Here is a 23,265-nt window from a genome sequence, read left to right as displayed (position 1 = left end):
GCCGAGCGCCCCGCCGCGACCGCTCCACCCTGCGGATTTCCTCCCGTGCCGGACTGCGGATCGGCGAAAGCTGCGAATCCTGCGGATGCTACGTTCGCACGAGGCGACGGAACGTCGGCGCACGCCACGAAGGGGGCAGCGGTATGACACGACCGCCCGTCCGCAAGATCTACGCGCACGCCAAGCTGCGCCGGCTCCGCCGCGAGCACGGCCTCAACCAGGTGCAGCTCGCCCGCGCGCTGGGCATCTCCACCAGCTACCTCAACCAGATCGAACAGAGCCAGCGGCCGCTCACCGCCCCCGTCCTGCTGCGCATCGCGGAAGTCCTGGGCGTCGACGCCGAGTACTTCTCCGAGGCCGGCGAGGAACGCCTCACCACCGACCTGCGCGCCGCCCTCGGCGACGAGGCGTGCGGCACCCCGCCGCCCGCCGAGGAGATCGCCGAGGTCGCCCGCGACCACCCCGAGGTGGCCCGCGCCCTGGTCGCCCTGCACCGCCGCTACCGCTACGCCACCGAACAGGCCGCCGCCCTCGCCGGACCGGACGACACCGCCGTCCTGCCGCCCGCCGAACCGCACGACGAGGTACGGGACTTCTTCCACGTCCAGCACAACCACGTCGACCCCCTGGACGCCGCCGCCGAGCGCACCGCCGCCGAACTGGGCCTGCGCCCCGCCAGGGCGGCCGACGCCCTCACCGCCCGCCTCGCCGAACGGCACGGCGTACGGGTCGTCCAGGCCGCCCCGGGCCGGTCCCCCGACGTCCGCCGCTACGATCCCGAAGCGGGCCTGCTCTTCCTCTCACCCTGGCTCACCGAAGGCCGCCGGGCCTTCCAACTGGCCACTCAACTGGCCTTACTGGAACAGGGCAGCCTCCTCGACACCCTCACCGCCACCGCCCACCCCTCCTCGCCCGAATCCGCCGCCCTCACCCGCATCGGCCTCGCCGACTACTTCGCGGGCGCGCTCCTCATGCCGTACACCGCCTTCCACGCGGCCGCCGAGGAACTCCACTACGACATCGAACTCCTCCAGGCCCGCTTCGGCGTCGGCTTCGAAACGGTCTGCCACCGCCTCAGCACCCTCCAGCGCACCGGCCGGCGCGGCGTCCCCTTCGCCTTCCTGCGCGTGGACCGGGCCGGCAACATCTCCAAACGCCAGTCCGCCACCGACTTCCACTTCTCCCGCCTGGGCGGCACCTGCCCCCTGTGGACGGTCTACGAGGCGTTCGCCGCCCCCGGCCGCGTCCTCACCCAGGTCGCCGAGATGCCGGACGGCAAACGCCACTTCTGGATCGCCCGCACCGTGACCCGAGGTGGCTTCGGCCACCACGCCCCCCGCGCCGACTTCGCCGTCGCCCTCGGCTGCGAACTCCGCCACGCCCACCGCCTCGTCTACGCGGCAGGCATCGCCCTCGACGACCCCGAGCGGCCACCCCCATCGGCCTCGGCTGCCGCCTCTGCGAACGCCGCGACTGCACCCAGCGCGCCCGGCCCCCGGCGGGCGGCCGCCTCGCGGTGGACCCGGATCGGCGGACGCATGTGCCGTATCCGGTGGTCGGGGCCCGTCCCGGCGTGGCGGGCCCCGAGGACGCTCACCGGTGAGTGAACTCCGCCGCCCGCTTCTCCACGAACGCCGTCATGCCCTCCTTCTGGTCCGCGGTGGCGAATACCGCGTGGAACAGGCGGCGTTCGAAGCGGACGCCCTCGGCGAGGGTGGTTTCGAAGGCGCGGTTGACGGCTTCCTTGGCCATCATGGCGACCGGCGCGGACATCGCCGCCACCTGTCCGGCGACGGTGCGGGCCTCGGTCAGCAGGTCGGCGGCCGGTACCACCCGGGAGACGAGTCCGGCGCGTTCGGCCTCCGTGGCGTCCATGGTGCGGCCGGTCAGGCAGAGGTCCATCGCCCTGGCCTTGCCGACGGCGCGGGTGAGGCGCTGGGAACCGCCGATGCCCGGGATGACGCCCAGTTTGATCTCGGGCTGGCCGAAGACGGCGGTGTCGGCGGCGAGCAGGATGTCGCAGAGCATCGCCAGTTCGCAGCCGCCGCCCAGCGCGTGCCCGGCGACTGCCGCGACGGTGGGGGTGCGGAGGGCGCCGAGGCGGTCCCAGGCGGTGAACCAGTCGCTGAGGTACATGTCCATGTACGACTGCGGGCGCATCTCCTTGATGTCGGCTCCGGCGGCGAACGCCTTCACCGAGCCGGTGATGACGATGCAGCCGATGTCCGGGTCGCGGTCCAGTTCCTCGGTGGCCGCCACGACCTCGGTCATCACCTGGAGGTTGAGGGCGTTGAGCGCCTTGGGGCGGTTGAGGGTGAGGGTGGCGGTGCGGCCGGTGCGCTCGACGAGGATCGTTTCGTACGGGTGGGTACGGGCGTCGGCGGGGGTGGTGGTGTCGGTCATGCGGTGGGGGTTCCGTTCTCAGTGGTAGTGCCGGTGCCTGTGCCCGTGCCGGAGCGCTGTCTGATGGTGCGGACGATGCCGGAGAAGTCCTCGGCCGCGCCGTCGCCCTCGGCGAACGCCGCGTACAGTTCGGCGGCCCGCAGGCCGAGTTCCGCGTCCACACCGGCGGCGCGGACCGCGTTGGCGGCCAGGCCCAGGTCCTTGGCCATCAGCGGCGCAGCGAACCCGGGGCGGTAGTCGTGGTTGGCGGGGCTGCCCGGGACCGGGCCCGGCACCGGGCAGTTGACGCTCAGGGCCCAGCACTGGCCGCTGGCGGTGGACGCCACGTCGTACAGGGCCTGGTGGGACAGGCCCAGGCTCTCCCCGAGGACGAACGCCTCGCTGACGCCGATCATCGATATGCCGAGGATCATGTTGTTGCAGATCTTCGCGGCCTGCCCGGCGCCCGCCGCGCCGCAGTGCACCGCCTTCTTGCCCATCGCCGCGAGCAGCGGTTCGGCGCGCGCGAACTCCGCCTCGCCGCCGCCCGCCATGAACGTCAGCGTCCCGGCCTCGGCCCCGACCACACCGCCCGAGACCGGTGCGTCCAGCGCCTGGTGGCCGGCCCGTACGGCGGCTTCGTGGGCGGCGCGGGCGTCGGCCACGTCGATGGTCGAGCAGTCGATGAACAGGGTGCCGGGGCGCGCTGCCGCGAGCAGCCCGCCGTCCTGGTAGAGGGCCAGGACGTGCCGTCCGGCGGGCAGCATGGTGATCACCACGTCCGCGTCCGTCACGGCGGCGGTCGCCGAGGCGGCCGGTGTGACGCCGACGTCGGCGGCGGTCGCCAGTGCTTCCGGTACGAGGTCGAAACCGGTCACCCGGTGACCGGCCTTGACCAGGTTGGCGGCCATCGGACCGCCCATGTTGCCGAGGCCGATGAATCCGACGGCGGTGGGTCCGCTGTTCCTGTGCGGTGTCTCCGTGCTCACCACGGCACCTCCTGTGGGGCGGCGCCGTCGGCGAGTCCCAGTTCGCGGGCGCCGAGCGGGGCGAAGAACCGGGCCACGTCCTGGTCCGTGACCTCGGTGAGGGTGGCGGGGGACCAGCGCGGCCGGCGGTCCTTGTCGATCACCTGCGCGCGGATGCCCTCGACCAGGTCCGGCGCGGTCAGCGCCGCGCACGAGACGCGGTACTCCTGGTCCAGGACCCGCTCCAGCGGCCCCAGGTCGCGGGCCCGGCGCAGGGCGGCCAGGGTGACCTTCAGCGAGGTGGGGGACTTGGCGAGGATCGTCTCGGCGGCCTCCTTGGCCTCCGGGACGCCGCTGCCGAGCAGCCGGTCCACGATCTCCTCGACGGTGCCGGCCGCGTAGCAGGGGTCGATCCACTCGCGGTGGGCCGCCAGTTCGCCCTCGGGCGCTTCCTGTACGTACCGGGGCAGTACCTCGGGCACCGCGTCGGCGGCGAGGTCCGTCAGGAGTTCCGGCACCCGGTCCGACGGGACGAAGTGGTCGGCGAGCCCGCACAGCAGCGCGTCCCCGGCCCCCACCGGCGCCCCGGTGAGCGCCAGGTGCGTGCCCAGTTCCCCGGGCGCGAGCGCCAGCAGATAGGTGCCGCCGACGTCCGGTACGAAGCCGATGCCGGTCTCCGGCATGGCGACCTTGGAGCGCTCGGTGACGATCCGTACGCTGCCGTGCGCCGAGACGCCGACGCCGCCGCCCATCACGATGCCGTCCATGACGGCGACGTACGGCTTGGGGAAGCGGGCGATACGGGCGTTGAGTCGGTACTCGTCGCGCCAGAACGCGGCGGACGCGGCGCCGCCGCCGGAGCGCGCGTCCTCGTGGATGGCGCGGATGTCGCCGCCCGCGCACAGCCCGCGCTCACCGGCACCCGTGATCACCACGGTGCCGACCGCCGGGTCGTGCTCCCATGCGTCCAGGGCCGCGGCGATCCGGCGCACCATGGCGTGGTCGAGGGCGTTGAGCGCCTTGGGCCGGTTGAGGGTGAGGTACGCCGTGCGGCCCTCGGTCCGCAGCAGTACGGAGTCGTCGGTCATCGGGCGGCCCCCGCCCCGGCGCGGGTGCCGCCGGTCTTCGCCCCGGTCAGCCCGCGGGCCACGATCACGCGCATGATCTCGTTCGTCCCTTCCAGGATCTGGTGCACCCGAAGATCGCGGACGATCTTCTCGATGCCGTACTCACTCAGGTAGCCATAGCCCCCGTGCAGTTGCAGCGCACGGTCGGCGACGGAGTAGCCCGTGTCGGTGGCGAACCGCTTGGCCATCGCGCAGAGCTGCGGCGCCTGCGGGTCGGCCCGGTCCAGCGCCTCGGCCGCCTGCCGCACCAGCGCGCGGGCGGCGGCCAGCTCGGTCGCCATGTCGGCGAGCCGGAACTGCAGCGCCTGCGCCTCCAGCAGCCGGCCCCCGAACGCCTCCCGGTCCGCGAGGTACGCCTGCGCCGCGTGCAGCGCGCTCTGCCCGCCGCCGAGGGAGCAGGCGGCGATGCCGAGGCGGCCGCCGTTCAGCCCGCTCATCGCGATACGGAAGCCGTCGCCCTCGGCACCCAGCAGCCGGTCGGCGGGGACACGCACCTCGTCGAGGAGCACCTGCCGGGTGGGCTGCGCGTTCCAGCCCATCTTCTTCTCGTTGGCGCCGAACGACAGCCCCGGATCGTCCCGCTCGACCAGGAACGCCGAGATGCCGCCGGGCCCGTCCTCGCCGGTACGGGCCATCACCACGTACACCTGCGAGGTTCCGGCGCCGGAGATGAACTGCTTCACGCCGGTCAGCACGTAGTCGTCGCCGTCGCGCACCGCGCGGGTGCGCAGCGCCGCCGCGTCCGACCCGGCGCCCGGCTCGGTCAGGCAGTAGCTGCCCAGGTCGGCCATCGAGCACAGGCCGGGCAGCCAACGGGCGCGCTGCGCTTCGTTCCCGTACCGGTCGATCATCCAGGCGACCATGTTGTGGATGGAGAGATAGCCCGCGATGGACGGGCATGCGGTGGCCAGTACTTCGAAGACCAGCACGCCGTCCGCGCGGCTCAGCGCGGACCCGCCGTGCTCCTCCCGTACGTAGATCCCGCCGAGCCCGAGCCCGGCGGCCTTGCGGAGCACGTCCACGGGGAAGTGCTTGTCCTGGTCCCAGGCCACGGCGTGCGGCGCGATGTGCTCCTGCGCGAAGTCCAGCGTCGTCTCGACGATGGCGAGCTGGTCGGCGGTGAGCGAGGTCAGCGCGGCGGCCGGGGTGGCGGTGGTCATGACGCTCATCGCTCTCAGCCCATCGTCGGGAGGGTGAAGCTCGCGCCCTCCTTGACCCCGGAGGGCCAGCGCGAGGTGACGGTCTTGGTGCGGGTGTAGAAGCGGATCGCGTCCGGGCCGTGCTGGTTGAGGTCGCCGAAGCCGGACCGCTTCCAGCCGCCGAAGGTGTGGTACGCGACCGGCACCGGGATCGGCACGTTCACGCCGATCATGCCGGTGTTCACCCGGCGGCTGAAGTCCCGCGCGGTGTCGCCGTCGCGGGTGAAGATGGCCACGCCGTTGCCGTACGGGTGCTCCGTGGGCAGCCGCAGCGCCTCCTCGTAGTCCGCGGCCCGTACCACCGACAGGACCGGGCCGAAGATCTCCTCCTGGTAGATCCGCATGTCCGGGGTGACCCGGTCGAAGAGCGACGCGCCCGCGAAGAAGCCGTCCTCGTGGCCGGGGAGGGTGAAGTCCCGCCCGTCGACGACCAGTTCGGCGCCCTCGGTGACGCCGAGGTCCACGTAGGCACGGACCCGGTCCAGCGCGTCCCGGCTCACCAGCGGCCCGAAGTCGGCGTGCGGGTCGTCGGAGCGGCCGATGCGCAGCGTGCCGACCCGCTCCTTGAGCCGCGCCACCAGCGCGTCGGCGGTCTCCTCGCCCACCGGCACGGCGACCGAGACCGCCATGCAGCGCTCGCCCGCCGACCCGTACCCGGCGCCGACCAGCGCGTCCACCACCTGGTCGAGGTCGGCGTCCGGCATCACGATCAGGTGGTTCTTGGCGCCGCCGAAGCACTGGGCGCGCTTGCCGTGCGCGGCGGCGGTCGCGTAGATGTGGGCGGCGATCGGGGTCGACCCGACGAAGCCGAGCGCCTCGACCCGCGGGTCCTCCAGCAGCGTGTCCACCGACTCCTTGCCGCCGTGCACGACGTTGAGGACGCCCGGCGGCAGCCCCGCCTCCAGGAACAGCTCGGCCAGCCGCAGCGGCACCGAAGGCGCCCGCTCGGACGGCTTGAGGATGAACGCGTTGCCGCAGGCGACGGCCGGCGCGATCTTCCACAGCGGGATCATCGCGGGGAAGTTGAACGGGGTGATCCCGGCCACCACGCCGATGGGACGGCGCAGCGAGTGCACGTCGATGCCGGTCCCGGCGTTGTCGGTGAACTCGCCCTTGAGCAGGTGCGGGATGCCGGCCGCGAACTCCACCACCTCCAGGCCGCGCTGGAGGTCGCCGTGCGCGTCCGCGACCGTCTTGCCGTGCTCGCTGGACAGCAGCCGGGCCAGCGCGTCCCGCTCGCCCTCCACCAGGCGCAGGAAGTTCAGCAGGACGCGGGCGCGCCGCTGCGGGTTCCACTCGCCCCACTCGGGCTGGGCGGCCGCGGCGTCGGCGACGGCGGCCGCCGTCTCGCCCGGGTCCGCGAGCGGCACCCGGGCCTGCACGGTGCCGGTGTTGGGGTCGTACACGTCGCCGTAAGCACCCGATGTTCCCGGTACGTGCTTGCCGCCGATGAAATGGGTCAGTTCTCGGACCATGGGGGCCTGCTCTCGTCAGGTGTGATCCGGGGATGGCACGGCCGGGCCCGCGGGCCGCGCGGATGGCGCGCGGTCCGTGGCGGGGCCGTGGGACGCGAAAGGCGTGGAACCGTCAGCGCGCGGGCGGTGCCGCGGGCCGGGCCGGATCACCTGGGCTGGGGGTACGCACCGGTGCCATGCGTGTCTGCTCCATCCTCGTGGACAACACGGAACAACACCCGCGGCCGGTATCCTGGCTTCCGGATCTCCGTGCGCCGCCCGCCTTCCCGACGCACCCGCGTCAGTGGCGTGTTGCCCGACGTCGCACTCCCCGGTCACAGTGGCGGGACCACGCCGGATTCGCACCGGCTTCCCTGCACCGCGGGCCTACGTCACGAACATATAGTTGGACGTCCTAGTAAGTCCAGGGGGATCGGTGATCCGCAGGGTGCTCCGGGGCGCGTGGGTGGGCCCGTCAGTCCTCCCGCACCGGATACGGCACGAACGTGCTGCTGTTCTCGTCGATGACCAGCGCGCGGCCGAGGGGCGGCACGGCGCGCTGCGGGCACTCCAGGCGTTCGCAGACCCGGCAGCCCATGCCGATGGGGGTGGCGGCCCCGGCGTTGTCCAGGTCGAGGCCGTCGGAGTAGACCAGCCGGGACGCGTGCCGGATCTCGCAGCCGAGGCCGATGGCGAAGGTCTTGCCCGGGTCGCCCCAGCCGCCGCGGTGCCGGGTGACGGTGCGGGCCGTCCACAGGTAGCGGCGGCCGTCCGGCATGGCGGCGATCTGGACGTGGATACGGCTGGGCGCGGTGAACGCCTCGTAGACGTTCCACAGCGGGCAGGTGCCGCCCGCCCGCGAGAAGTGGAAGCCGGTGGCGGACTGCCGCTTGGACATGTTGCCGGCCCGGTCGACGCGGACGAAGGAGAACGGGACCCCGCGCCGGCGCGGCCGTTGCAGGGTGCTCAGCCGGTGGCACACCGTCTCGTACCCGAGGCCGAACCGGTCGGTCAGCCGCTCGATGTCGTACCGCAGCTCCTCGGCCGCGGCGTGGAACGGGCCGTACGGCAGCACCAGCGCCGCCGCGAAGTAGTTGGCGACCCCGATCCTCGCCAGCGACCAGGCCGTCGTGCCCTCCTCGAAGTCCTCGGAGGCGGGCCGCGACAGCTCCTCCCCGGCCTCCAGCAGCGCCAGTTGGGTCGCCATGCGGAAGGCGCGCTGCCCGGGCCGCAGCCCCGCCGACAGGCGCAGCACCCGGGAGGACGGATCGTAGTGGTGCAGCGGACCGTCGGGTGTGTCCACGAGGTGTACGCCGTGCCTTTCGGTGAGCCGGGCGGTCAGGGCGCGTCCCACCTCACCGGGGCGGATACCCAGCTCGGCGGCGAGTGCCTCGGCGGTGGTGTCGGCCTCGTGCAGATAGTTCTGCCGCCGGTAGAAGAACTCGCGGATCTCCTCGTGCGGGGAGAGCGGCGCGGCCGGGTCGCTGCCGTTGCCGTCCCGGCCCTCCGCCACCTCCGCCAGGCGCTCGGTAAGCGCCTGGTTGCGCTGCCCGAGGCCGAGCAGCACCGACGCCACCGCGGGCTGCCGGGAGGCCAGTTCGGACAGGTCGGTGGGGGAGACCCGGCCGGCGGCCAGCTCGTCGGCGAGCGCCTCGCGCAGGTCGGCCAGCATCCGGCTGGTGTCGCGCGCGGAGAAGAAGCCGGGGTCCACCCCGAAGGTCTCGGTCAGCCGCAGCAGTACGGGCACGGTCAGCGGCCGTGAGTCGTGCTCCATCTGGTTCAGGTAGCTGGGCGAGATGGCCAGGACGCGGGCCAGCGCCGCCTGGCTGAAGCCGCGCTCCTCCCGCAGCCGGCGCAGCCGCGCCCCGGCGTAGATCTTGCTCACGGTGCCCCCTCCGTCGCCGCCGCGCTCACCCTAGTCGCCGTACGGCAGTCGCAAACCTTTGCAACCTTGGCAAAAGTGCGCCACAAGATTGGCAGAACTTGGCGGCGGTCCACCGTTGCTGGCACCAAGTGCCACTGTCAGAGTCGGCAGTGCGGCCCCCGGCAGCATTGCTCACCCCGCCACCGGGACCTCCGGCGGGCCGCACTTCAGCAGTCCGGGGCACTGGTACGGCACTCGGTGCACTCAGTGCCCGGGAATTCGCACCCTTCACCAGTAGTCCACCACAACAGTCCACCCCAGAACAGCGGTCCGAGCGAACATCCGGGAGATGGTCATGGCACAGGCAGGTACCGAGACGGCCGAGGAACTGGCCCGGCGGTGGGCGACCGACCCGCGGTGGCAGGGCACCACCCGTACCCACAGCGCCGCCGACGTGCTGCGGCTGTCCGGCAGCGTCCGTGAGGAGCACACCCTGGCCCGCCGCGGCGCCGAGCGCCTGTGGCGGCAACTGCACGAGCAGGACTACATCCATGCCCTCGGCGCGCTGACCGGCGGCCAGGCCGTGCAGCAGGTCAAGGCCGGACTTCAGGCGGTCTACCTCTCGGGCTGGCAGGTCGCCGCCGACGCCAACCAGGCCGGCCACACCTACCCCGACCAGAGCCTCTACCCGGTCAACTCGGTGCCGCAGGTGGTGCGCCGCATCAACAACGCGCTGCTGCGCGCCGACCAGATCGCCACCGCCGAGGCGGCCGGGGACACGACGGACTGGCTGGTGCCGATCGTCGCCGACGCCGAGGCCGGGTTCGGCGGCCCGCTCAACGCCTTCGAGCTGACCAAGGCGATGATCGAGGCGGGCGCGGCCGGCATCCACTACGAGGACCAGCTCGCCTCGGAGAAGAAGTGCGGCCACCTCGGCGGCAAGGTCCTGGTGCCCACCTCGCAGCACATCCGTACCCTGGGCGCGGCCCGCCTCGCCGCCGACATCGCCGACGTGCCGACGGTGGTCGTCGCCCGTACCGACGCCCTCGCCGCCAACCTGCTGACCAGCGACGTCGACGAGAACGACGCCCGCTTCTGCACCGGCGAGCGCACCGCCGAGGGCTTCTACCGGGTCGAGAACGGCATGGCCCCCGCCATCGCCCGCGGCCTGGCGTACGCCCCGTACGCGGACCTGCTGTGGATGGAGACCGGCACACCCGACCTGGCCCAGGCCCGCGAGTTCGCCGAGGCCGTCCACGCGCGGTACCCCGACCAGTTGCTGGCCTACAACTGCTCGCCGTCCTTCAACTGGAAGGCGGCGCTGGACGACGACCAGATCGCCAAGTTCCAGCGCGAGCTGGGCGCGATGGACTACCGCTTCCAGTTCATCACCCTGGCCGGCTTCCACTCCCTCAACCACGGCATGTTCGACCTCGCCCGCGGCTACGCCGAACACGGTATGACCGCCTACGTCGACCTCCAGGAGCGCGAGTTCGCCGCCCAGCAGCACGGCTTCACCGCCGTCAAGCACCAGCGCGAGGTCGGCACCGGCTACTTCGACCTGGTCGCCGGCGCCGTCAACCCGGCCTCCGAGACGACCGCGCTGCGCGGCTCGACGGAAGAGGAGCAGTTCCACTGATCACGCGCTGCCCGGAAGGCGGGGGGCTCGCGGGACTGAGTACGAAGCCCACCAGGGCTTGAGTACGCGCACCGATGCCGCGGCGCCCCGCCCTGGGCACGCTGATGATCATGAGCACACCGGCCCCCGCACCCGCCCCCGCCGACCTGTCGGCGCACGATCCGTTCGCGCCGTCCACCAGGGCGCTGTGGGTGTTCGCCGCTCTCGGCCTCCCGCTGCTCGCCGTCGCGTACGTCCTCTTCATGATCATCGTGCTGGGTCAGGCGTACACCGGTGACGGTGCGAGCGGGCCGCTGGCCGGTGCCGCGAACACGGCGCTGGCGCTGTCGCCCGTCGCGGGCCTGATCGCGCTCTGCGTCCCGGCCGCCGCGATGAGCCACTCGGCACGGCGCACCACCGTGTGGCTCCAGTACGGCCTGCTCGTCGCGGGCCCGGTGCTGGCGGCCGTCGACTTCTCCTGACGGACTCTCCTGACGCGAACGGCCCCGTACGGGCACGCCGCGACGGCCCCTCCGGCCGGCACCGTGCGCCGGTCGAAGGGGCCGTCCGCCGCGGATCACCCGCGGATCACTCCGGTACGAGCACCACCTTGAGCGCCGAGTACGGCGTCCCGGGCGCCGCGGCCAGCGCCGCGAACGCCTCCTCGTGCCGCTCCAGCGGGAAGCGGTGGGTCACCAGCCGCTCCAGCGGCAGCCACCTGGCCAGCTCGATCGCCTTCGGGAACAGCCGGCTGTTGTAGTCACCGGCCCCGATGATCTGGAGCCCGCGCTGCAGGATCTCCAGCGGCCGCACGGTGGCCGACGCCTTGCTGTTGTACCCCATGATCACCACGCGTCCGCGGGCCGCGGCGTACTCCAGGCTCGGCTCCAGCAGACTGCCCACGGTGTCGACGACCACGTCGCCGCGCCGCGCCAACTCGGCCTCGTCCGGCGTGTGCACGGTCACCCGGCCGTCACCGTCCTGTGCGAACACCTTGCGGCACAGCTCCTGCCGGTACGGATCCGGCTCGATCAGCAGGACCCGGGCGCCGTAGTGCCGGGCCGCCATCGCGCAGACCACGCCCACCGGCCCGCCGCCGACGATCACCGCGGTCTCGCCCGCTTCCAGCCGGCCCGCCTCGATGTTGTTCAGCGCGCAGGCCAGCGGCTCCACGACCACCGCGCGGTCGAAGTCCATGCCCTCGGGCAGGGTGTGGACGAACCGCTCCGGCAGCCGGATGAACTCGGCGAACGCGCCGTCCAGGTCCAGCCCGACCTCCGTACCGGCCTTGTTGGCACAGAAGTCCCAGTGCCCGCGCAGGCAGGACGGGCAGTTGCCGCAGTACAGCGTCGGGTTGATGATCACCCGGTCGCCCGGTTTGTGCGCGGTCACCGCCGACCCCACCGCGTCCACGAACCCGACCGCCTCGTGCCCCATCACCACACCCGGCTCGGCGGGGAACTTGCCCACCAGCACGCTGCGGTCGGTGCCGCAGATGCCGGTCTGCACGACCCGCACCACGACGTCGGTGGGCGCGGACGCCTCCGGCTTCGGGTGGTCGACCAGCGACACCGTGCGCCGCTCGTTCAGGATCAGGGCCTTCACCGGGTTCCTCCTGTGGTGGTGGGGGTGGCGCCGGGGAGGTCCCACCGGATGGCGCCGAGCAGTTCCTTGTGGAGCTGGGGGGTGGCCGCCGCGATGCACGACTTCTGGTTCATCGGGTCCAGGTCGAGCAGTTGGGTGGTCCCCAGGTCGTCGCCGTAGGCGTCGGTGATGGTGACCCCGGCGCGCTTGGCGAGGTAGACCGCGGCGGCGATGTCGTACGGGAACAGGTGCAGGATCGAGCCGCGCCCGGCCTCCAGGAAGTCCGGCTCGGTCGCCGGGTGGTCGCGCAGCACGCGGTTGCCGATGTCCACGTACGCGTCGAGCTGGCCGGTGATGATGCGCGAGACGGAGAAGGTGGCGCTGTTGAACACGAAGATGCCGCCGGTGTTGGCGGACCGGTCCACCAGATGCGCGTACGCCGCCGTCATCAGGTGCATGGGGTGGCCGTTGAACTCGATCGACCAGAACATCTTCGCCGGGTCGGTGGTACGGCTGAGGCGGGGCAGCGCGTGCGGGAAGCCGCCGTGCGTCAGCCCCTCGTCGTCACCGTAGATCCACGCGCCCGACTTAATCTCCAGCAGGTACGCCGCGGTGACGTCGTCCAGCGTCGGTGCGGACCGCGCCAGCGGCGCCGCGGCGATCGAGACCATGCCCATCTCCAGTCCGGCCGAGGTCGGCCGGGTGCCGTCGATGGGGTCCACGACCAGCACGTACCGCGGCTCGGGTGCCAGCTCGACCAGCGAGCCGTCCTCGGTGTAGACCGCGAGCGGTACGTCCGCGTGCTCGCGCAGATACGTCAGGACGGCCCGCTCGGCCACCTCGTCCACGTCGAACTGCGCGTCGCCGCCGGGGGAGTCGCCGTGCACCTGCCGGGCCAGGCCCCGGTCGGCGTAGGTCGTCAGCTCGGCCCTGACGTGCTGTCCGAGCCCCGTCAGCAGGTTCTTCAGCCGGGTCATGCGGCCAGCTCCGCGCGGAAGAGGTTCTCCAGGCGGTCGCACAGCAGCTCGGCCTGGTCGAGGGTGAGGATCAGCGGCGGCCGGATCTTGAGGACGTTGCCGTAGCCGTAGCGGGAGGTGCGCAGGATCAGTCCGTGCTGCCCGGCCGCGCCCGCCAGGTGGTTGGTCAGCTTGACGGCGGGCTTGCCGTCGGGGTGGGTGATCTCGAAACCGATCATGAGGCCGACGCCGCGGACGTCGGCGATGGCCGGGTAGCGGGTCTGCATGTCCGCGAGCCGGCCGAGGATGTAGTTGCCGGTGGCCCGGACGTTGGCCAGGAACTCCGGCTGCCGGACGATGTCCAGGGTGACGTTGGCCGCCGAGGCCGCCAGCAGGTTGGCGCCGTAGGTGAAGGAGTGGTGGTTGGCCGGCAGGCCCGCCAGCCGCTCGTTGGTCAGGATCGCCGCGACCTGCGCGCCCGAACCGCCGAGCCCCTTCGCGGTGGTGATGGCGTCGGGCTCCACGTCGAAGTGCTGCGCCGCGAACATCTGCCCCGTACGGCCGATGCCGGTCTGGATCTCGTCGAAGATCAGCACGATGTCGTGCTCGTCGCAGAAGGCCCGCAGCTTCGGGAAATAGCCGTCCGGCGGCACGATGTTGCCGCCGTTGCCGGAGATCGGCTCCACGATGATGGCGGCGACCTGGCCGGTGCTGGCGTACTCCAGGAAGTCCTCGATGCGGTCGACGCACATCATCCCGCAACTGCCCTGCTCCTGCCCGTAGAAGCAGCGGAAGCAGTACGGGTCCGGCACCTGGAGGGTGCGCGGGAAGAGCGAGGGGAACGGCTCCTTGCGGAAGGCGTTGCCGGACATCGAGGTCATCATCATGGTCTGCCCGAGGTGGCTGCGGAACAGGGAGATGACCTCCGAGCGCCCCGTGGCGTGCTGCGCCATCTTGATGACGCCCTCGTTGGCGGTGGACCCGCCGGAGACCTTCGGGTGCACCTTGGTCAGGTTGTCGGGGGAGACCTCCACCAGCCGGCGGACCAGGCCGTTGATCGGGTCGCTCTGCACGGAGGAGGTCAGATGGGTGAAGACGTCCAACTGGTCCTTCATCGCCTGGATGACCGCCGGGTGGGAGTACCCGAGGCTGAGGTTGAAGGTGGCGGAGGCGCAGTCGAGGTATTCGTTGCCGTCCTCGTCGTAAAGGAAGATCCCTTCGCCGCGCACCATCTTCTGGGCGCTGACGGGGTAATAGAGCAGATCACGTACGTTGGTGGCGTCCATGAACAGTTCTCCTCGAAGAAGACATGCTGTTGCCAGATATGGATGACGGGATGCGCGGGCACGCCGACTCGGCCCCTTGCGGCCGCCGGCCGTGCGGGCCTGGAGGCCGGCCGGTGGCGGGGTGGCGGAAGGGGTGGCGTGCTGTCCGGTGGGGCCCGGACACCGCGGGATGGTCGAGCCCCGGCCGGGCGCTTCAACTTCTGACGCCAACGACACTAACAGTCGAGATGTTCGTTTTTCATGATCTTTTGTGAATCGGCTGGAATCCATCAGATCGGCGGTCGGCCGACGTTCCGGGTGAAGCCCTGATGAGGCGGTTGAGCTGCGCAGACGGGGTGGCACGGGGGAGGGGCGGAGTTCAGCCGTGCGGTGGCGCAGTTCCGTCGCCGGGGCCGCAGAAGACTTCGACAAGGCTCTAAGGGGTGGCATACGGAGAGCCGTCGTGTTCGTTTCACGGCCTTACGCAAATTTCAAACACTGTTGATGAGAACTTTGGCGTCGTTTTTGTCCGGGCCGGGCGCGCACGGCGAGGCGCCGGGGCGGGAGTGTCAGGTCCCCCGCCCCGGCGCCGGTATGGAAGGGTGCGCCGGGCGTCCGCCGGGCGCACCGGCCGGTCGGCCGTCGTCGTCAGTCCAGCGCCGGGCGCAGCTCCGCGAGCGACGTGAACAGATGGCCGCGCATCCCCAGGGCCTCGGCCGCCCGGACGTTGTCCGCCCGGTCGTCGACGAACAGGATGCGCTCGGGCGGCAGGCCGAACGCCGTACTGCACCACGTGTACGCGCCGGGCTCCGGCTTGGCGTGGCCGATACGGCAGGAGAAGGCCAGGACCGAGAAGTGCTTCAGCCACTCCTGGCTTTCCTCGTAATGCGCCGCCAATTCCGCCGGAATGTTCGACAGCAGGCCGATGGTGGTGCCGCGCTCCGCGAGTCCCGCGACAAAGTCCACCATCTCGTCGTCGATCCGGCTCCAGCTCGCCACATCGGCGGCGATGAGTTCCGCGACGCGTTCCTCGTCGAAATGCGTCCCGAGCGCCCCGGCGACCGTCCGCCAATAACGCGCACCGTTCTGGTCACCCCGGTCGTAAGGCTGCCGCAGTCCCCAGTAGCTCTCCCAGAACGCGGCACCCGACCGTCCGGCCGTCTCCTCCAGCCGGGCGCAGTCGGCGGGGGACTGCTGCCGCGCGAGCACGCCGAACAGGTCGAAGAGCACCGCGGTCATGACATCACCTCTCCGGAAGCCGACCCCGTACTCACACAGCGTGCGTGTGAGTACACACTCGGCATGGTCGGATGTCAACCGCCGATTCCCCGACCGGCCCGGAAGCCCAACGGGCGGAAGGGAACCAACTCGCAGCGGACGTGTTGATGTGCTACATCAGCGGCATGAATGTCTCCGAACGCCACCGGTTCATCCTGGCCCTGCTGGCCGAGCGCAACCGGGCCTCCGTGGCCGAACTCGCCCGCTCCACCCAGACGTCGGAGATGACCATCCGCCGGGACCTGGAGCTCCTGGAGTCCCGGGGCGCGCTCCGCCGGGTGCACGGCGGCGCCGTGACCGCCCTGCTCAGCGGGGTGGAACCGCCGTACGCGGTGCGGTCCATGGTCGGCAGCGAGACCAAGGCGAAGCTGGCGGACGTGGTCGTGCGGATGCTCAACGACGGGGAGACCGTCGCCCTGGACACCGGCACCACGGCGGTGGCCGTCGCCCACGCGATGGCGGGCCGCCGGCTCACCGTCACGCCGCTGTCCCTGCACGCGACCATGCCGCTCGCCGAACACGAGGGCATCCGCCTGCTGCTCCCCGGCGGCCAGGTCCGGCCGGGAGAGCTGTCCTTCTACGGCGAGACGGCGCTGCGCACCTTCGAGGACCTGCGGTACGACACCTTCATCCTGGGCTGCTGCGGGGTGGACGCGGCCAGCGGCGCCACCGCCTACAGCCTGGACGACGTGCACGTGAAGCGGGTCGCGGCGCGGGCGGCGCGGCGCATCATCCTGGTGGCCACCGCGGAGAAGCTGGGGCGGGTGGCGCTCGGCAGGATCTGTTCGGTCGAACAGCTCGACGTGGTGGTGACGGACGCGGCCCAGGGCACGACGGTGGTGGAGGAGATGCGCGCCGCGGGCGTGAACATCGTGCACGTATGACACCCGGCCGCGGCACACCCTCCAACCCCGGCGCCCGGCCGCCCAGTTGAACGCCGGCCGACACGCACCCCAGCCGGCCGACGCCACCGGCCCCACCCCCGACCAGGAACGCGCCGCAAGTCACCGAAAACCCTTACGCACACACTCGGTGTGCGTTATGGTCAGCCGTGATGAGTGAATCGACTGCCTCCACCACCGGGTCGCCGCCGTCGCGGCGCTTGCGTACGGCGCGCGCCTGCACCTTCGTGGCTTTCGCGCTCAACGGTTTCGTCATGGGGATGTGGATCGTGCACATCCCCGCGATCGAGCACCGGGTCGGCATCACCCATGCCGTCCTGGGCTGGCTGCTGCTCTTCCTGGGCGGCGGCGCCTTCGCGGGCATGCAGATCTGCGGGGCGCTGGCCGACCGGTTCGGCAGCCGCGCCATCGTGCTGGCCGGCGGCACCCTGTGCAGCGCCACGGTCCTGCTGCCCGGCCTGGCGGGCTCGCCGTGGGCCCTGGCGGCGGCCCTGCTGGCGCTCGGCTTCGGCAACGGCTGCCTGGACGTCAGTATGAACACGCAGGCTGTTCAGGTGGAGCGCGGTTACGGCCGTCCCGTCATGTCGGCCTTTCACGCGGTGTTCTCGGTCGGCGGTGTCATCGCCGCCCTGATCGGCGCCCGCACCATCAGTTGGGACTGGCAGCCCTCCCTCACCCTCGCCGTCGTGGCGGTGGCCGGCGTACTGATCACGCTCGCGCTGGTGCCGGGCATGCTGCCCCCGGAGCGCCCCGCACCGGCTCCGACCGGCCCGGACACGACGCGGTCCGGAGCGCCGGAGGCCCCGGCCCCGGCCGCCAAGCGCCGTACACCGTCCCAGGTCTGGGCCCTGGGCGTACTCGCCTTCATGCTCATGCTGTGCGAAGGCGTGGCGAACGACTGGAGTGTGCTGCACCTCAAGGACGTGCTCGACGCTCCCGCCGCGACCGCGGCCCTGGCGTACGGCGGATTCTCCACCGCCATGACCGTGGGCCGGTTCGTCACCGACCGGGTGGTGGGCCGCTTCGGCCGGGTCTTCGTCGTACGGTACGGAGCCGGCCTCGCGGCCCTCGGCCTGGCCCTCGCCTCGCTCTCCCCGTGGGTGCCCCTGGCCCTTCTCGGCTGGACCCTTTTCGGTATCGGCCTGTCCGGATGCATTCCGCAGTTCTTCACCGCGGCGGGCAATGTCGACCCGGCGTCGTCCGGCGCGAATGTCTCCCGCGTGGCGGGCATGGGTTATGTCGGAATGCTGGCCGGCCCCGCCATCATCGGCCCGCTCACCCACCTGGTGCCCCTGAACCTGGCCTTTTTCCTGCCCGTCGCCTTCTGCGTGGCCGCGGTGTTCTCCGCCGGAATTCTCCGCCCGGCCCACAAGACGGCGCCCGCTCCCGAACCGGAGCCGGCCGAGGCATGACCCGCGCCCGTACGGTGGCCGGCGGCACCGGCAGCCTCGCCGACTACCTGGACAAACGGCACATCCACCCCCGCGCGCAGGCCGCCACCCGGGACGAACTCCTCGAATCCCTGGCCGGCGGCCTGCACGCCGCCGGGGCCCTCGGCGACGTCCGCGCCTTCGTCCGCGCGGTACGCCTGCGCATGACACAGGGCGCCAACGGCTTCCACGGCATCGCCCTGCTGGCCGCCCAAAGCCGGGCGGTCAACGGCCCGGCGGCCGCCTTCGCACGGATACCGCCCGAACTCGGCTGGCGCGGCGCCGACGACCGCCCGGTCCGCGACGTGTTCCTCCTCGCGGCCCCCGCAAGCTCCGCGACACCGACTGCGCACGTGCCTACTCCGTCCTCGCCCGCCACACCGCCCACCCGGGCTTCCGCCGGATGCTGGCGGCGGCCCGTACCACCGATGATCTGTACGACCTGTTCCGGCTCGTCCGCTGAACGGCCGTGGCGGGTGGCGCCGTTCAGCTTCCGTACGGCCGGACGGGGGCACACCGCTCACCTCCCGTACAGCCCTACAACCACCCGTGCTCGTCCGCCATCCGCAACGCCTTTATCCGGTTGGTCCTTCCGCTTGCCTTCGCCGACACCGTTCACGAAGGGTCACGATGCGCGCCGGGGCGGTGCGCCCGATAGTGAGACCCCCATCGCCCGGGTATGACAGATGTCATGGGCCGAGCGTCATGAACGGGCCGCCCGAGACAGCAGGCGAAGGAAATGGGCGGGAACACGACTTTCCCCTCGCGCCCGCGTATCCACGTACCCACACGGCCAGCGCGAAACAGTGGCCCTGCCCTGCGCCACCGGGACCACTTCGGCCGTTCCCGCCCGTACGCCGAAGCTCCGGTACTACGATGCCCCGGGGGATCTCGTGGGGGGATCTCGCAGAAGTGAGAACTTGTGAGAGCGGCGCCCGGCAGGGACCCGCGTCCTCGGCCTTGTCCTCCCCGTCTTCCTCGCCTTCGCCACCCGCCGGGAGCGCACCGTGCCGTACACGGCCGAGATCAGCCGCAGCAATCCGACGAGCATCATCTTCCTCGTCGACCAGTCGACCTCGATGAGCGACCCCATCGGCGGGGAAATCCCGCAGCAGAAGGCCGATGTCGTCGCCGACGCCATCAACCGGCTCCTCACCGAACTGTCGGTCAAGTGCGCCAAGGAGGAAGGCGTCCGGGACTACTTCCACGTCGCCGTCATCGGCTACGGCGCCACCGTCGGCTCGGCGTTCGCCGGTCCGCTCGCGGGCCGGGACATCGTTCCCCTCAGCGAGGTGGCGGACCACCCGGCCCGGGTCGACGAGCGGAGCAAGCGGGTGCCCGACGGCGCGGGCGGCCTGGTGGAGACGACGGTCAACTTCCCGCTGTGGATGGACCCGGTGGCCAGCGGCGGTACGCCGATGAACCGGGCCCTGCGGTACGCCGCGAACCTGGTGGCCGGCTGGACCGAGCGCTACCCGGCCGGTTTCCCGCCGATCGTCATCAACCTCACGGACGGCGAGTCGACCGACGGTGAGCCCAGCGCGGCCGCCGAGGCCGTCACCTCACACGCCACGGCAGACGGCGCCGCCCTGCTGTTCAACCTGCACGTCTCCGCCGCCGGGGGAACGCCCACCGCCTTCCCCGACACGGCCGACGGGCTCCCCGACAGCTACGCCCGCACCCTCTTCGCCATGTCGAGCCCGCTGCCCGGCCACATGCGTTCGTACGCCGCCTCGCAGGGGCAGCGGGTCAGCGAGACCACCCGAGGCTTCGTCTACAACGCGGACATCACCTCGGTCGTCCAGTTCCTCGACATCGGCACCCGCGCCACCGAACTGCGGTGACCACGTCGCTCTCCTGCGTGTACGTCACGCACCTCGTGGCTCCCAAGTACGGGAGCACGGAGGCGGAATGCGAGGACGCGGTCGCCGTGCTCCCGGGCTGTGCGCACGACGACATGCTGCTGGGGCCGCTCGCCGCCGGGGTGTGCGACGGGGCGACGGAGAGCGCCCTGGCCAAGGACTGGGCCCGGCTGCTGTCCCGCACGGCGGCCGAGCAGGCCATGGAGTGCCCCGAACTGCTCGCGGGCGGCGCCGCGTTCGCAGCGTTCGCGTCGTCGGCCGTGGCACGGTGGGAGCCCTGGCTCGCGGCGTACACGCGGGCGCGCGTCGCGGACGGGCGCCCGCTGAAGTGGTACGAGCACACCAAGCTCGCCGAGGGCGCGTACGCGACCCTGCTCACCGTACGCATCGACCCTGACCCCGGCCCTGGACCCGCCCCCGACCCTGTCGCGTGCGAGTCGGCGGCCTGGCGATGGCAGGCCGCCGCCCTTGGGGACAGCTGCCTGTTCCAGCTACGTGACGACCGGCTGCTCCAGGCGTTCCCCGTGGCGACGGCCGACGCCTTCGGCACCGCCCCCGACCTGTTCGGCAGCCGCAACCACGACGCCGTCCTGCTGGCCCGCCGCGCCCGGTTCGCCCGGGGGCGGTGCGAGCCCGGCGACCGGCTGTTCCTGATGACCGACGCGCTGGCCGCGTGGTTCCTGACGGCCGCCGACCGGGCCGGCGCCGTACGCGAACTCCTGGACTTCTCCGGCCCCGACGACCTGGGCGCCTTCCGCACCTGGCTGGACGGCCTCAGGGAACGCCGGCAGCTGCGCAACGACGACGTGGCCGTCGTGCGGATCGACTTCGAAGGGCGGTGACCGTGGGCCCGCCCACCGGCCCGCAGCGGCAGTTCCCCAGCGGTGCCGCCTACGCGGAGGCCTTGCAGCACACCCAGTTGTGCTTCCAGCACCCCGAACTGAAGGGCGCCCGGACCGAACTGACCAGACTCGGCCTGCCCCGGGCCGTCTCCGGCGCCTTCGCGAGCGTCTTCTCGCTGACGTCCGCCGTCTCGGGGCAGCGGTACGCCGTCAAGTGCTTCACCCGCCACGTCCCGGACCAGGAGCAGCGTTACGAGGCGATCAGCTCCCGCCTGGCGCTGCTGGACCCGGCCGGGCTCTCCCAGCCGTGGAAACTGGGCTTCGAGTATCTCCCCGACGCCGTTCGGGTCGGCACGGACCGCTACCCCGTCCTCAAGATGGACTGGATCGAAGCCGTGACGCTGTCCGCCTGGCTCGACACCCACCACGCCGACCGCTCGGCCGTCAGCGGGCTGGCGGACCGGTTCGAGGCGCTGACCCGGGACCTGTCGGCACACGGCATCGCCCACGGGGACCTCCAGCACGGCAACCTGCTGGTCGCGGGCGACGGCACCTTCCGCCTCGTCGACTACGACGGCATGTACGTCCCCGCCCTGGCCGGCCTGGGCGGCACCGAACGGGGCCACCGCAACTACCAGTCGCCGCTGCGCGGGAACGACGACTTCGGCGCGGAGCTGGACCGGTTCTCCGCCTGGGTCATCTTCCTGTCGCTCAAGGCGGTCGCCGCCGACCCCGCCCTCTGGAACCGGCTGCACGAACCGAGTGGTGAGTTCCTGCTCCTGACCGAGGAGGACTTCAAGAGCCCGGCCGGCTCCACCGGCCTGCAGACCCTGCTCGCCCACGCGGACCGGGCGGTGAGCGACCTCGCGGAGCAGGTGAGATCGATGGCCTTCCAGCCGCTGGAACTGCTTCCCCCGCTGGCCAGGGCCGTACCGGGACCGCGGGCCGCCACCACGGCGACCGCCACGCCGCCGCCCGCGGGCGCGGCCGCTCCCGGCACCGGCGGACTGCCCGGCTGGATGACCGGGCGCCTCGCGGAACAGCCCGCGCCCGCACCGGCCGCCCCGCCCGCCCCGGCCTCGCCGGACGGCTTTCACAACCGGACGGCGCTCGATGTCGTCGTGGCCGTGCTGTGGCCCCTCGCCCTCATAGCGACCGTCCTCCTGCCCCTCGCCGGACTGCCGACGGCCTTTCCCCGTCTCCTCGCCCCTCTCACGCTCGCCGCCGTGGCCTCCGCGTTCGCCCGGAGCCGCCGTACCGAATGGGCCCGTTCACGGGCCGAGCTGGCCACACTGACCAAGCAACTGGCCCAGATCGAAGACCCGGCGAAAGCCGACGCGAAGCTGCGCAAGGAACGGTCGAGGTTCGAAGCGGCGGAAACCGACCGGCAAGCGGCCTACCCGCGGGCTCAGGACAGGCTCAAGGCCCAGTACCACGCCGCGCTCCAGGAGGTCGAGAAGCGAAAGACACGCGAGCAGCGTGAGATCGCCAAGAAGATTGACGGACTCTTGGAGGAACGCCGCAGGGCCCTGGCCAAGGCCCTCGCCGACAACCAGTCCGCCTACGTTCAGGACCAGCTCGCCCGGCGTCAAGTCTCGCAGTCGCCGCCGCACGGCATCGGGCCCAGGCTCGCCGGCCGCCTCGCCGCGCAAGGCATCCGGACGGCAGCCGACTTCACCGGCTACCGCACCGTACAGAACAGCTCCTACAACAGCACGGGAGCCGTACTCGTACGGCCCGGCGGCCGCCACACCAGCGTCCACGGCATCGGCGAGGCCAAGGCCGCAGCCCTGGTCGCCTGGCGCCAGAAGGCGGTCGCCGCCGCCGTCGCCCGGCAGCCGACCGCTCTCACCGCGCCGGAACAACAGTCGGTCGAGCAGCACATCGCCCACCGCCGGGCCCGGCTCACGACCCGGCGCACCGCCGTCGAGTCCGAGGCCGACACCGCCCGCACCCAGGCGAAGAAGCGCCTGGACGAGGGACGGGAACAACTCGCCCGGGAAAACACCGCCGCCGGGGACAGGGCCCGCCGACAACGCCAGGAATTCAGCCGCCGCACCGCCGAAATCCAGCGGAGCGGCGCCCTTCACGAGACTCTGACCACCGCCGTGGAGGCGGCTCGAAGCCGGCAGAGTGGGCTGACTTACGCGCGCTACGTACGTTTTTTGTACGGCGGCCGGTGAGCGGTAGGGCAGGCGCCGCTCAGATGCTCCGAAGGGAACGGAGTGCGGCTTCGATTTTGGTCTGCCGTGAACCGCCCATGCGTACGGGCATATCGTCAGTTGTTTCAGCTTGTCCTCGTCTATGTGGTCGCAAGCCTCAGAGCAATGCTCACGATATGCGACCGCCGGCGAGCTCCGTAAATGTTCTGAGCTTCAGCGCTGCCGCCTGCGATGCGTGTGACCACGCGACTCCAGATTTTCCTCGCCTTTATCGGCGTGCGCTGCCCTCATCAAGCTGATAGCTACCGAGTGCAACGAAGTCTTGGATGCCGGCTCACGACTTCCTGTCCCTCAGTGAGCGGTCGATCGCCG

At 71.7% G+C, this 23,265-nt stretch carries 18 protein-coding genes, 1 pseudogene and 1 riboswitch; of the genes and pseudogenes, 9 read left to right on the top strand and 10 right to left on the bottom strand.

Going from position 1 to position 23,265, the window contains the following annotated elements; all coding sequences use genetic code 11:
- Positions 1-143: 143 nt before the first annotated feature.
- Positions 144-1,603: pseudogene (locus tag EJG53_RS09215) on the top strand (short-chain fatty acyl-CoA regulator family protein).
- On the opposite strand, the gene EJG53_RS09210 reads toward EJG53_RS09215, so the two are convergent.
- From EJG53_RS09210 to EJG53_RS09185, 6 genes are all read right to left on the bottom strand, one after another.
- Positions 1,594-2,403 carry an enoyl-CoA hydratase gene (locus tag EJG53_RS09210; protein WP_125044455.1) on the bottom strand — a complete coding sequence of 270 codons (810 nt, stop codon included), beginning with the start codon at positions 2,401-2,403 and terminating at the stop codon, positions 1,594-1,596. The pseudogene EJG53_RS09215 and the gene EJG53_RS09210 overlap by 10 nt on opposite strands.
- Positions 2,400-3,371 carry a 3-hydroxyisobutyrate dehydrogenase gene (gene mmsB, locus EJG53_RS09205; RefSeq protein ID WP_280526760.1) on the bottom strand — a complete coding sequence of 324 codons (972 nt, stop codon included), beginning with the start codon at positions 3,369-3,371 and terminating at the stop codon, positions 2,400-2,402. The genes EJG53_RS09210 and mmsB overlap by 4 nt, the downstream gene beginning before the upstream one ends.
- Positions 3,368-4,438, bottom strand: coding sequence for an enoyl-CoA hydratase/isomerase family protein (locus EJG53_RS09200; protein ID WP_125044454.1), 1,071 nt, complete (start codon positions 4,436-4,438; stop codon positions 3,368-3,370). Before EJG53_RS09200 ends, mmsB begins: the two co-directional genes overlap by 4 nt.
- Positions 4,435-5,646: an acyl-CoA dehydrogenase family protein gene (locus EJG53_RS09195; RefSeq protein WP_371858670.1), complete on the bottom strand. Its 1,212-nt coding sequence runs from the start codon at positions 5,644-5,646 to the stop codon at positions 4,435-4,437. The genes EJG53_RS09200 and EJG53_RS09195 overlap by 4 nt, the downstream gene beginning before the upstream one ends.
- Positions 5,647-5,651: 5 nt before the next feature.
- The gene (locus EJG53_RS09190; RefSeq protein WP_125044453.1) at positions 5,652-7,151 is read right to left on the bottom strand and encodes a CoA-acylating methylmalonate-semialdehyde dehydrogenase; all 1,500 of its coding nucleotides are present in this window, start codon (positions 7,149-7,151) and stop codon (positions 5,652-5,654) included.
- A 205-nt stretch (positions 7,152-7,356) separates the two neighbouring features.
- Positions 7,357-7,529, bottom strand: a riboswitch (cobalamin riboswitch).
- A 76-nt stretch (positions 7,530-7,605) separates the two neighbouring features.
- On the bottom strand, positions 7,606-9,015 hold the full coding sequence (locus EJG53_RS09185; RefSeq protein WP_125044452.1) for a short-chain fatty acyl-CoA regulator family protein: 1,410 nt from the start codon (positions 9,013-9,015) through the stop codon (positions 7,606-7,608).
- Positions 9,016-9,349: 334 nt separating this feature from the next.
- Here EJG53_RS09185 and aceA point away from each other — a divergent pair, with 334 nt between their 5' ends.
- Complete coding sequence (gene aceA / locus EJG53_RS09180) at positions 9,350-10,633, top strand: isocitrate lyase (RefSeq protein ID WP_125044451.1); 1,284 nt, start codon at positions 9,350-9,352, stop codon at positions 10,631-10,633.
- A 110-nt stretch (positions 10,634-10,743) separates the two neighbouring features.
- Positions 10,744-11,094, top strand: coding sequence for a hypothetical protein (locus EJG53_RS09175; RefSeq protein ID WP_125044450.1), 351 nt, complete (start codon positions 10,744-10,746; stop codon positions 11,092-11,094).
- A 106-nt stretch (positions 11,095-11,200) separates the two neighbouring features.
- On the opposite strand, the gene EJG53_RS09170 is transcribed toward EJG53_RS09175, so the two are convergent.
- The 4 genes from EJG53_RS09170 to EJG53_RS09155 all read right to left on the bottom strand — a co-directional run bounded on the left by EJG53_RS09170 (position 11,201) and on the right by EJG53_RS09155 (position 15,656).
- Complete coding sequence (locus EJG53_RS09170; protein WP_167515081.1) at positions 11,201-12,217, bottom strand: zinc-dependent alcohol dehydrogenase; 1,017 nt, start codon at positions 12,215-12,217, stop codon at positions 11,201-11,203.
- Entirely contained in the window at positions 12,214-13,173 is a 960-nt protein-coding gene (locus EJG53_RS09165; protein ID WP_125044448.1) for an inositol monophosphatase family protein, read from the bottom strand. Before EJG53_RS09165 ends, EJG53_RS09170 begins: the two co-directional genes overlap by 4 nt.
- Positions 13,170-14,438, bottom strand: coding sequence for an aspartate aminotransferase family protein (locus EJG53_RS09160; protein WP_125044447.1), 1,269 nt, complete (start codon positions 14,436-14,438; stop codon positions 13,170-13,172). The genes EJG53_RS09165 and EJG53_RS09160 overlap by 4 nt, the downstream gene beginning before the upstream one ends.
- A gap of 627 nt (positions 14,439-15,065) precedes the next feature.
- Positions 15,066-15,656, bottom strand: coding sequence for an HAD family hydrolase (locus EJG53_RS09155; RefSeq protein ID WP_125044446.1), 591 nt, complete (start codon positions 15,654-15,656; stop codon positions 15,066-15,068).
- A gap of 164 nt (positions 15,657-15,820) precedes the next feature.
- Here EJG53_RS09155 and EJG53_RS09150 point away from each other — a divergent pair, with 164 nt between their 5' ends.
- The 6 genes from EJG53_RS09150 to EJG53_RS09125 all read left to right on the top strand — a co-directional run bounded on the left by EJG53_RS09150 (position 15,821) and on the right by EJG53_RS09125 (position 22,914).
- Positions 15,821-16,579: a DeoR/GlpR family DNA-binding transcription regulator gene (locus tag EJG53_RS09150; protein WP_032927885.1), complete on the top strand. Its 759-nt coding sequence runs from the start codon at positions 15,821-15,823 to the stop codon at positions 16,577-16,579.
- Between the two features lie 170 nt (positions 16,580-16,749).
- Positions 16,750-18,009 (top strand): MFS transporter, encoded by a 1,260-nt coding sequence (locus EJG53_RS09145; RefSeq protein WP_125044445.1) that lies wholly within the window; start codon positions 16,750-16,752, stop codon positions 18,007-18,009.
- On the top strand, positions 18,006-18,710 hold the full coding sequence (locus EJG53_RS09140; protein ID WP_125044444.1) for a PTS sugar transporter subunit IIA: 705 nt from the start codon (positions 18,006-18,008) through the stop codon (positions 18,708-18,710). Before EJG53_RS09145 ends, EJG53_RS09140 begins: the two co-directional genes overlap by 4 nt.
- Positions 18,711-19,034: 324 nt before the next feature.
- On the top strand, positions 19,035-19,871 hold the full coding sequence (locus EJG53_RS09135; RefSeq protein ID WP_125044443.1) for a vWA domain-containing protein: 837 nt from the start codon (positions 19,035-19,037) through the stop codon (positions 19,869-19,871).
- Positions 19,868-20,731 carry a hypothetical protein gene (locus tag EJG53_RS09130; RefSeq protein WP_125044442.1) on the top strand — a complete coding sequence of 288 codons (864 nt, stop codon included), beginning with the start codon at positions 19,868-19,870 and terminating at the stop codon, positions 20,729-20,731. Before EJG53_RS09135 ends, EJG53_RS09130 begins: the two co-directional genes overlap by 4 nt.
- A 2-nt stretch (positions 20,732-20,733) precedes the next feature.
- Positions 20,734-22,914 (top strand): hypothetical protein, encoded by a 2,181-nt coding sequence (locus EJG53_RS09125; RefSeq protein ID WP_244955063.1) that lies wholly within the window; start codon positions 20,734-20,736, stop codon positions 22,912-22,914.
- Positions 22,915-23,265: the final 351 nt, after the last annotated feature.

The sequence above is a fragment of the Streptomyces chrestomyceticus JCM 4735 genome, from assembly GCF_003865135.1.
Taxonomy (GTDB): Bacteria; Actinomycetota; Actinomycetes; order Streptomycetales; family Streptomycetaceae; genus Streptomyces; species Streptomyces chrestomyceticus.
The sequence above is the reverse complement of the archived record's forward strand: the minus strand, read 5'-3'. Positions and strand labels throughout refer to the sequence as shown.

Coding starts and splice junctions, on each gene's coding strand:
- EJG53_RS09210 (WP_125044455.1), bottom strand. CDS start 2,403: ATGACCGACACCACCACCCCCGCCGACGCCCGTACCCACCCGTACGAA.
- EJG53_RS09200 (WP_125044454.1), bottom strand. CDS start 4,438: ATGACCGACGACTCCGTACTGCTGCGGACCGAGGGCCGCACGGCGTAC.
- EJG53_RS09195 (WP_371858670.1), bottom strand. CDS start 5,646: ATGAGCGTCATGACCACCGCCACCCCGGCCGCCGCGCTGACCTCGCTC.
- EJG53_RS09190 (WP_125044453.1), bottom strand. CDS start 7,151: ATGGTCCGAGAACTGACCCATTTCATCGGCGGCAAGCACGTACCGGGA.
- aceA (WP_125044451.1), top strand. CDS start 9,350: ATGGCACAGGCAGGTACCGAGACGGCCGAGGAACTGGCCCGGCGGTGG.
- EJG53_RS09175 (WP_125044450.1), top strand. CDS start 10,744: ATGAGCACACCGGCCCCCGCACCCGCCCCCGCCGACCTGTCGGCGCAC.
- EJG53_RS09165 (WP_125044448.1), bottom strand. CDS start 13,173: ATGACCCGGCTGAAGAACCTGCTGACGGGGCTCGGACAGCACGTCAGG.
- EJG53_RS09160 (WP_125044447.1), bottom strand. CDS start 14,438: ATGGACGCCACCAACGTACGTGATCTGCTCTATTACCCCGTCAGCGCC.
- EJG53_RS09155 (WP_125044446.1), bottom strand. CDS start 15,656: ATGACCGCGGTGCTCTTCGACCTGTTCGGCGTGCTCGCGCGGCAGCAG.
- EJG53_RS09150 (WP_032927885.1), top strand. CDS start 15,821: ATGAATGTCTCCGAACGCCACCGGTTCATCCTGGCCCTGCTGGCCGAG.
- EJG53_RS09145 (WP_125044445.1), top strand. CDS start 16,750: ATGAGTGAATCGACTGCCTCCACCACCGGGTCGCCGCCGTCGCGGCGC.
- EJG53_RS09140 (WP_125044444.1), top strand. CDS start 18,006: ATGACCCGCGCCCGTACGGTGGCCGGCGGCACCGGCAGCCTCGCCGAC.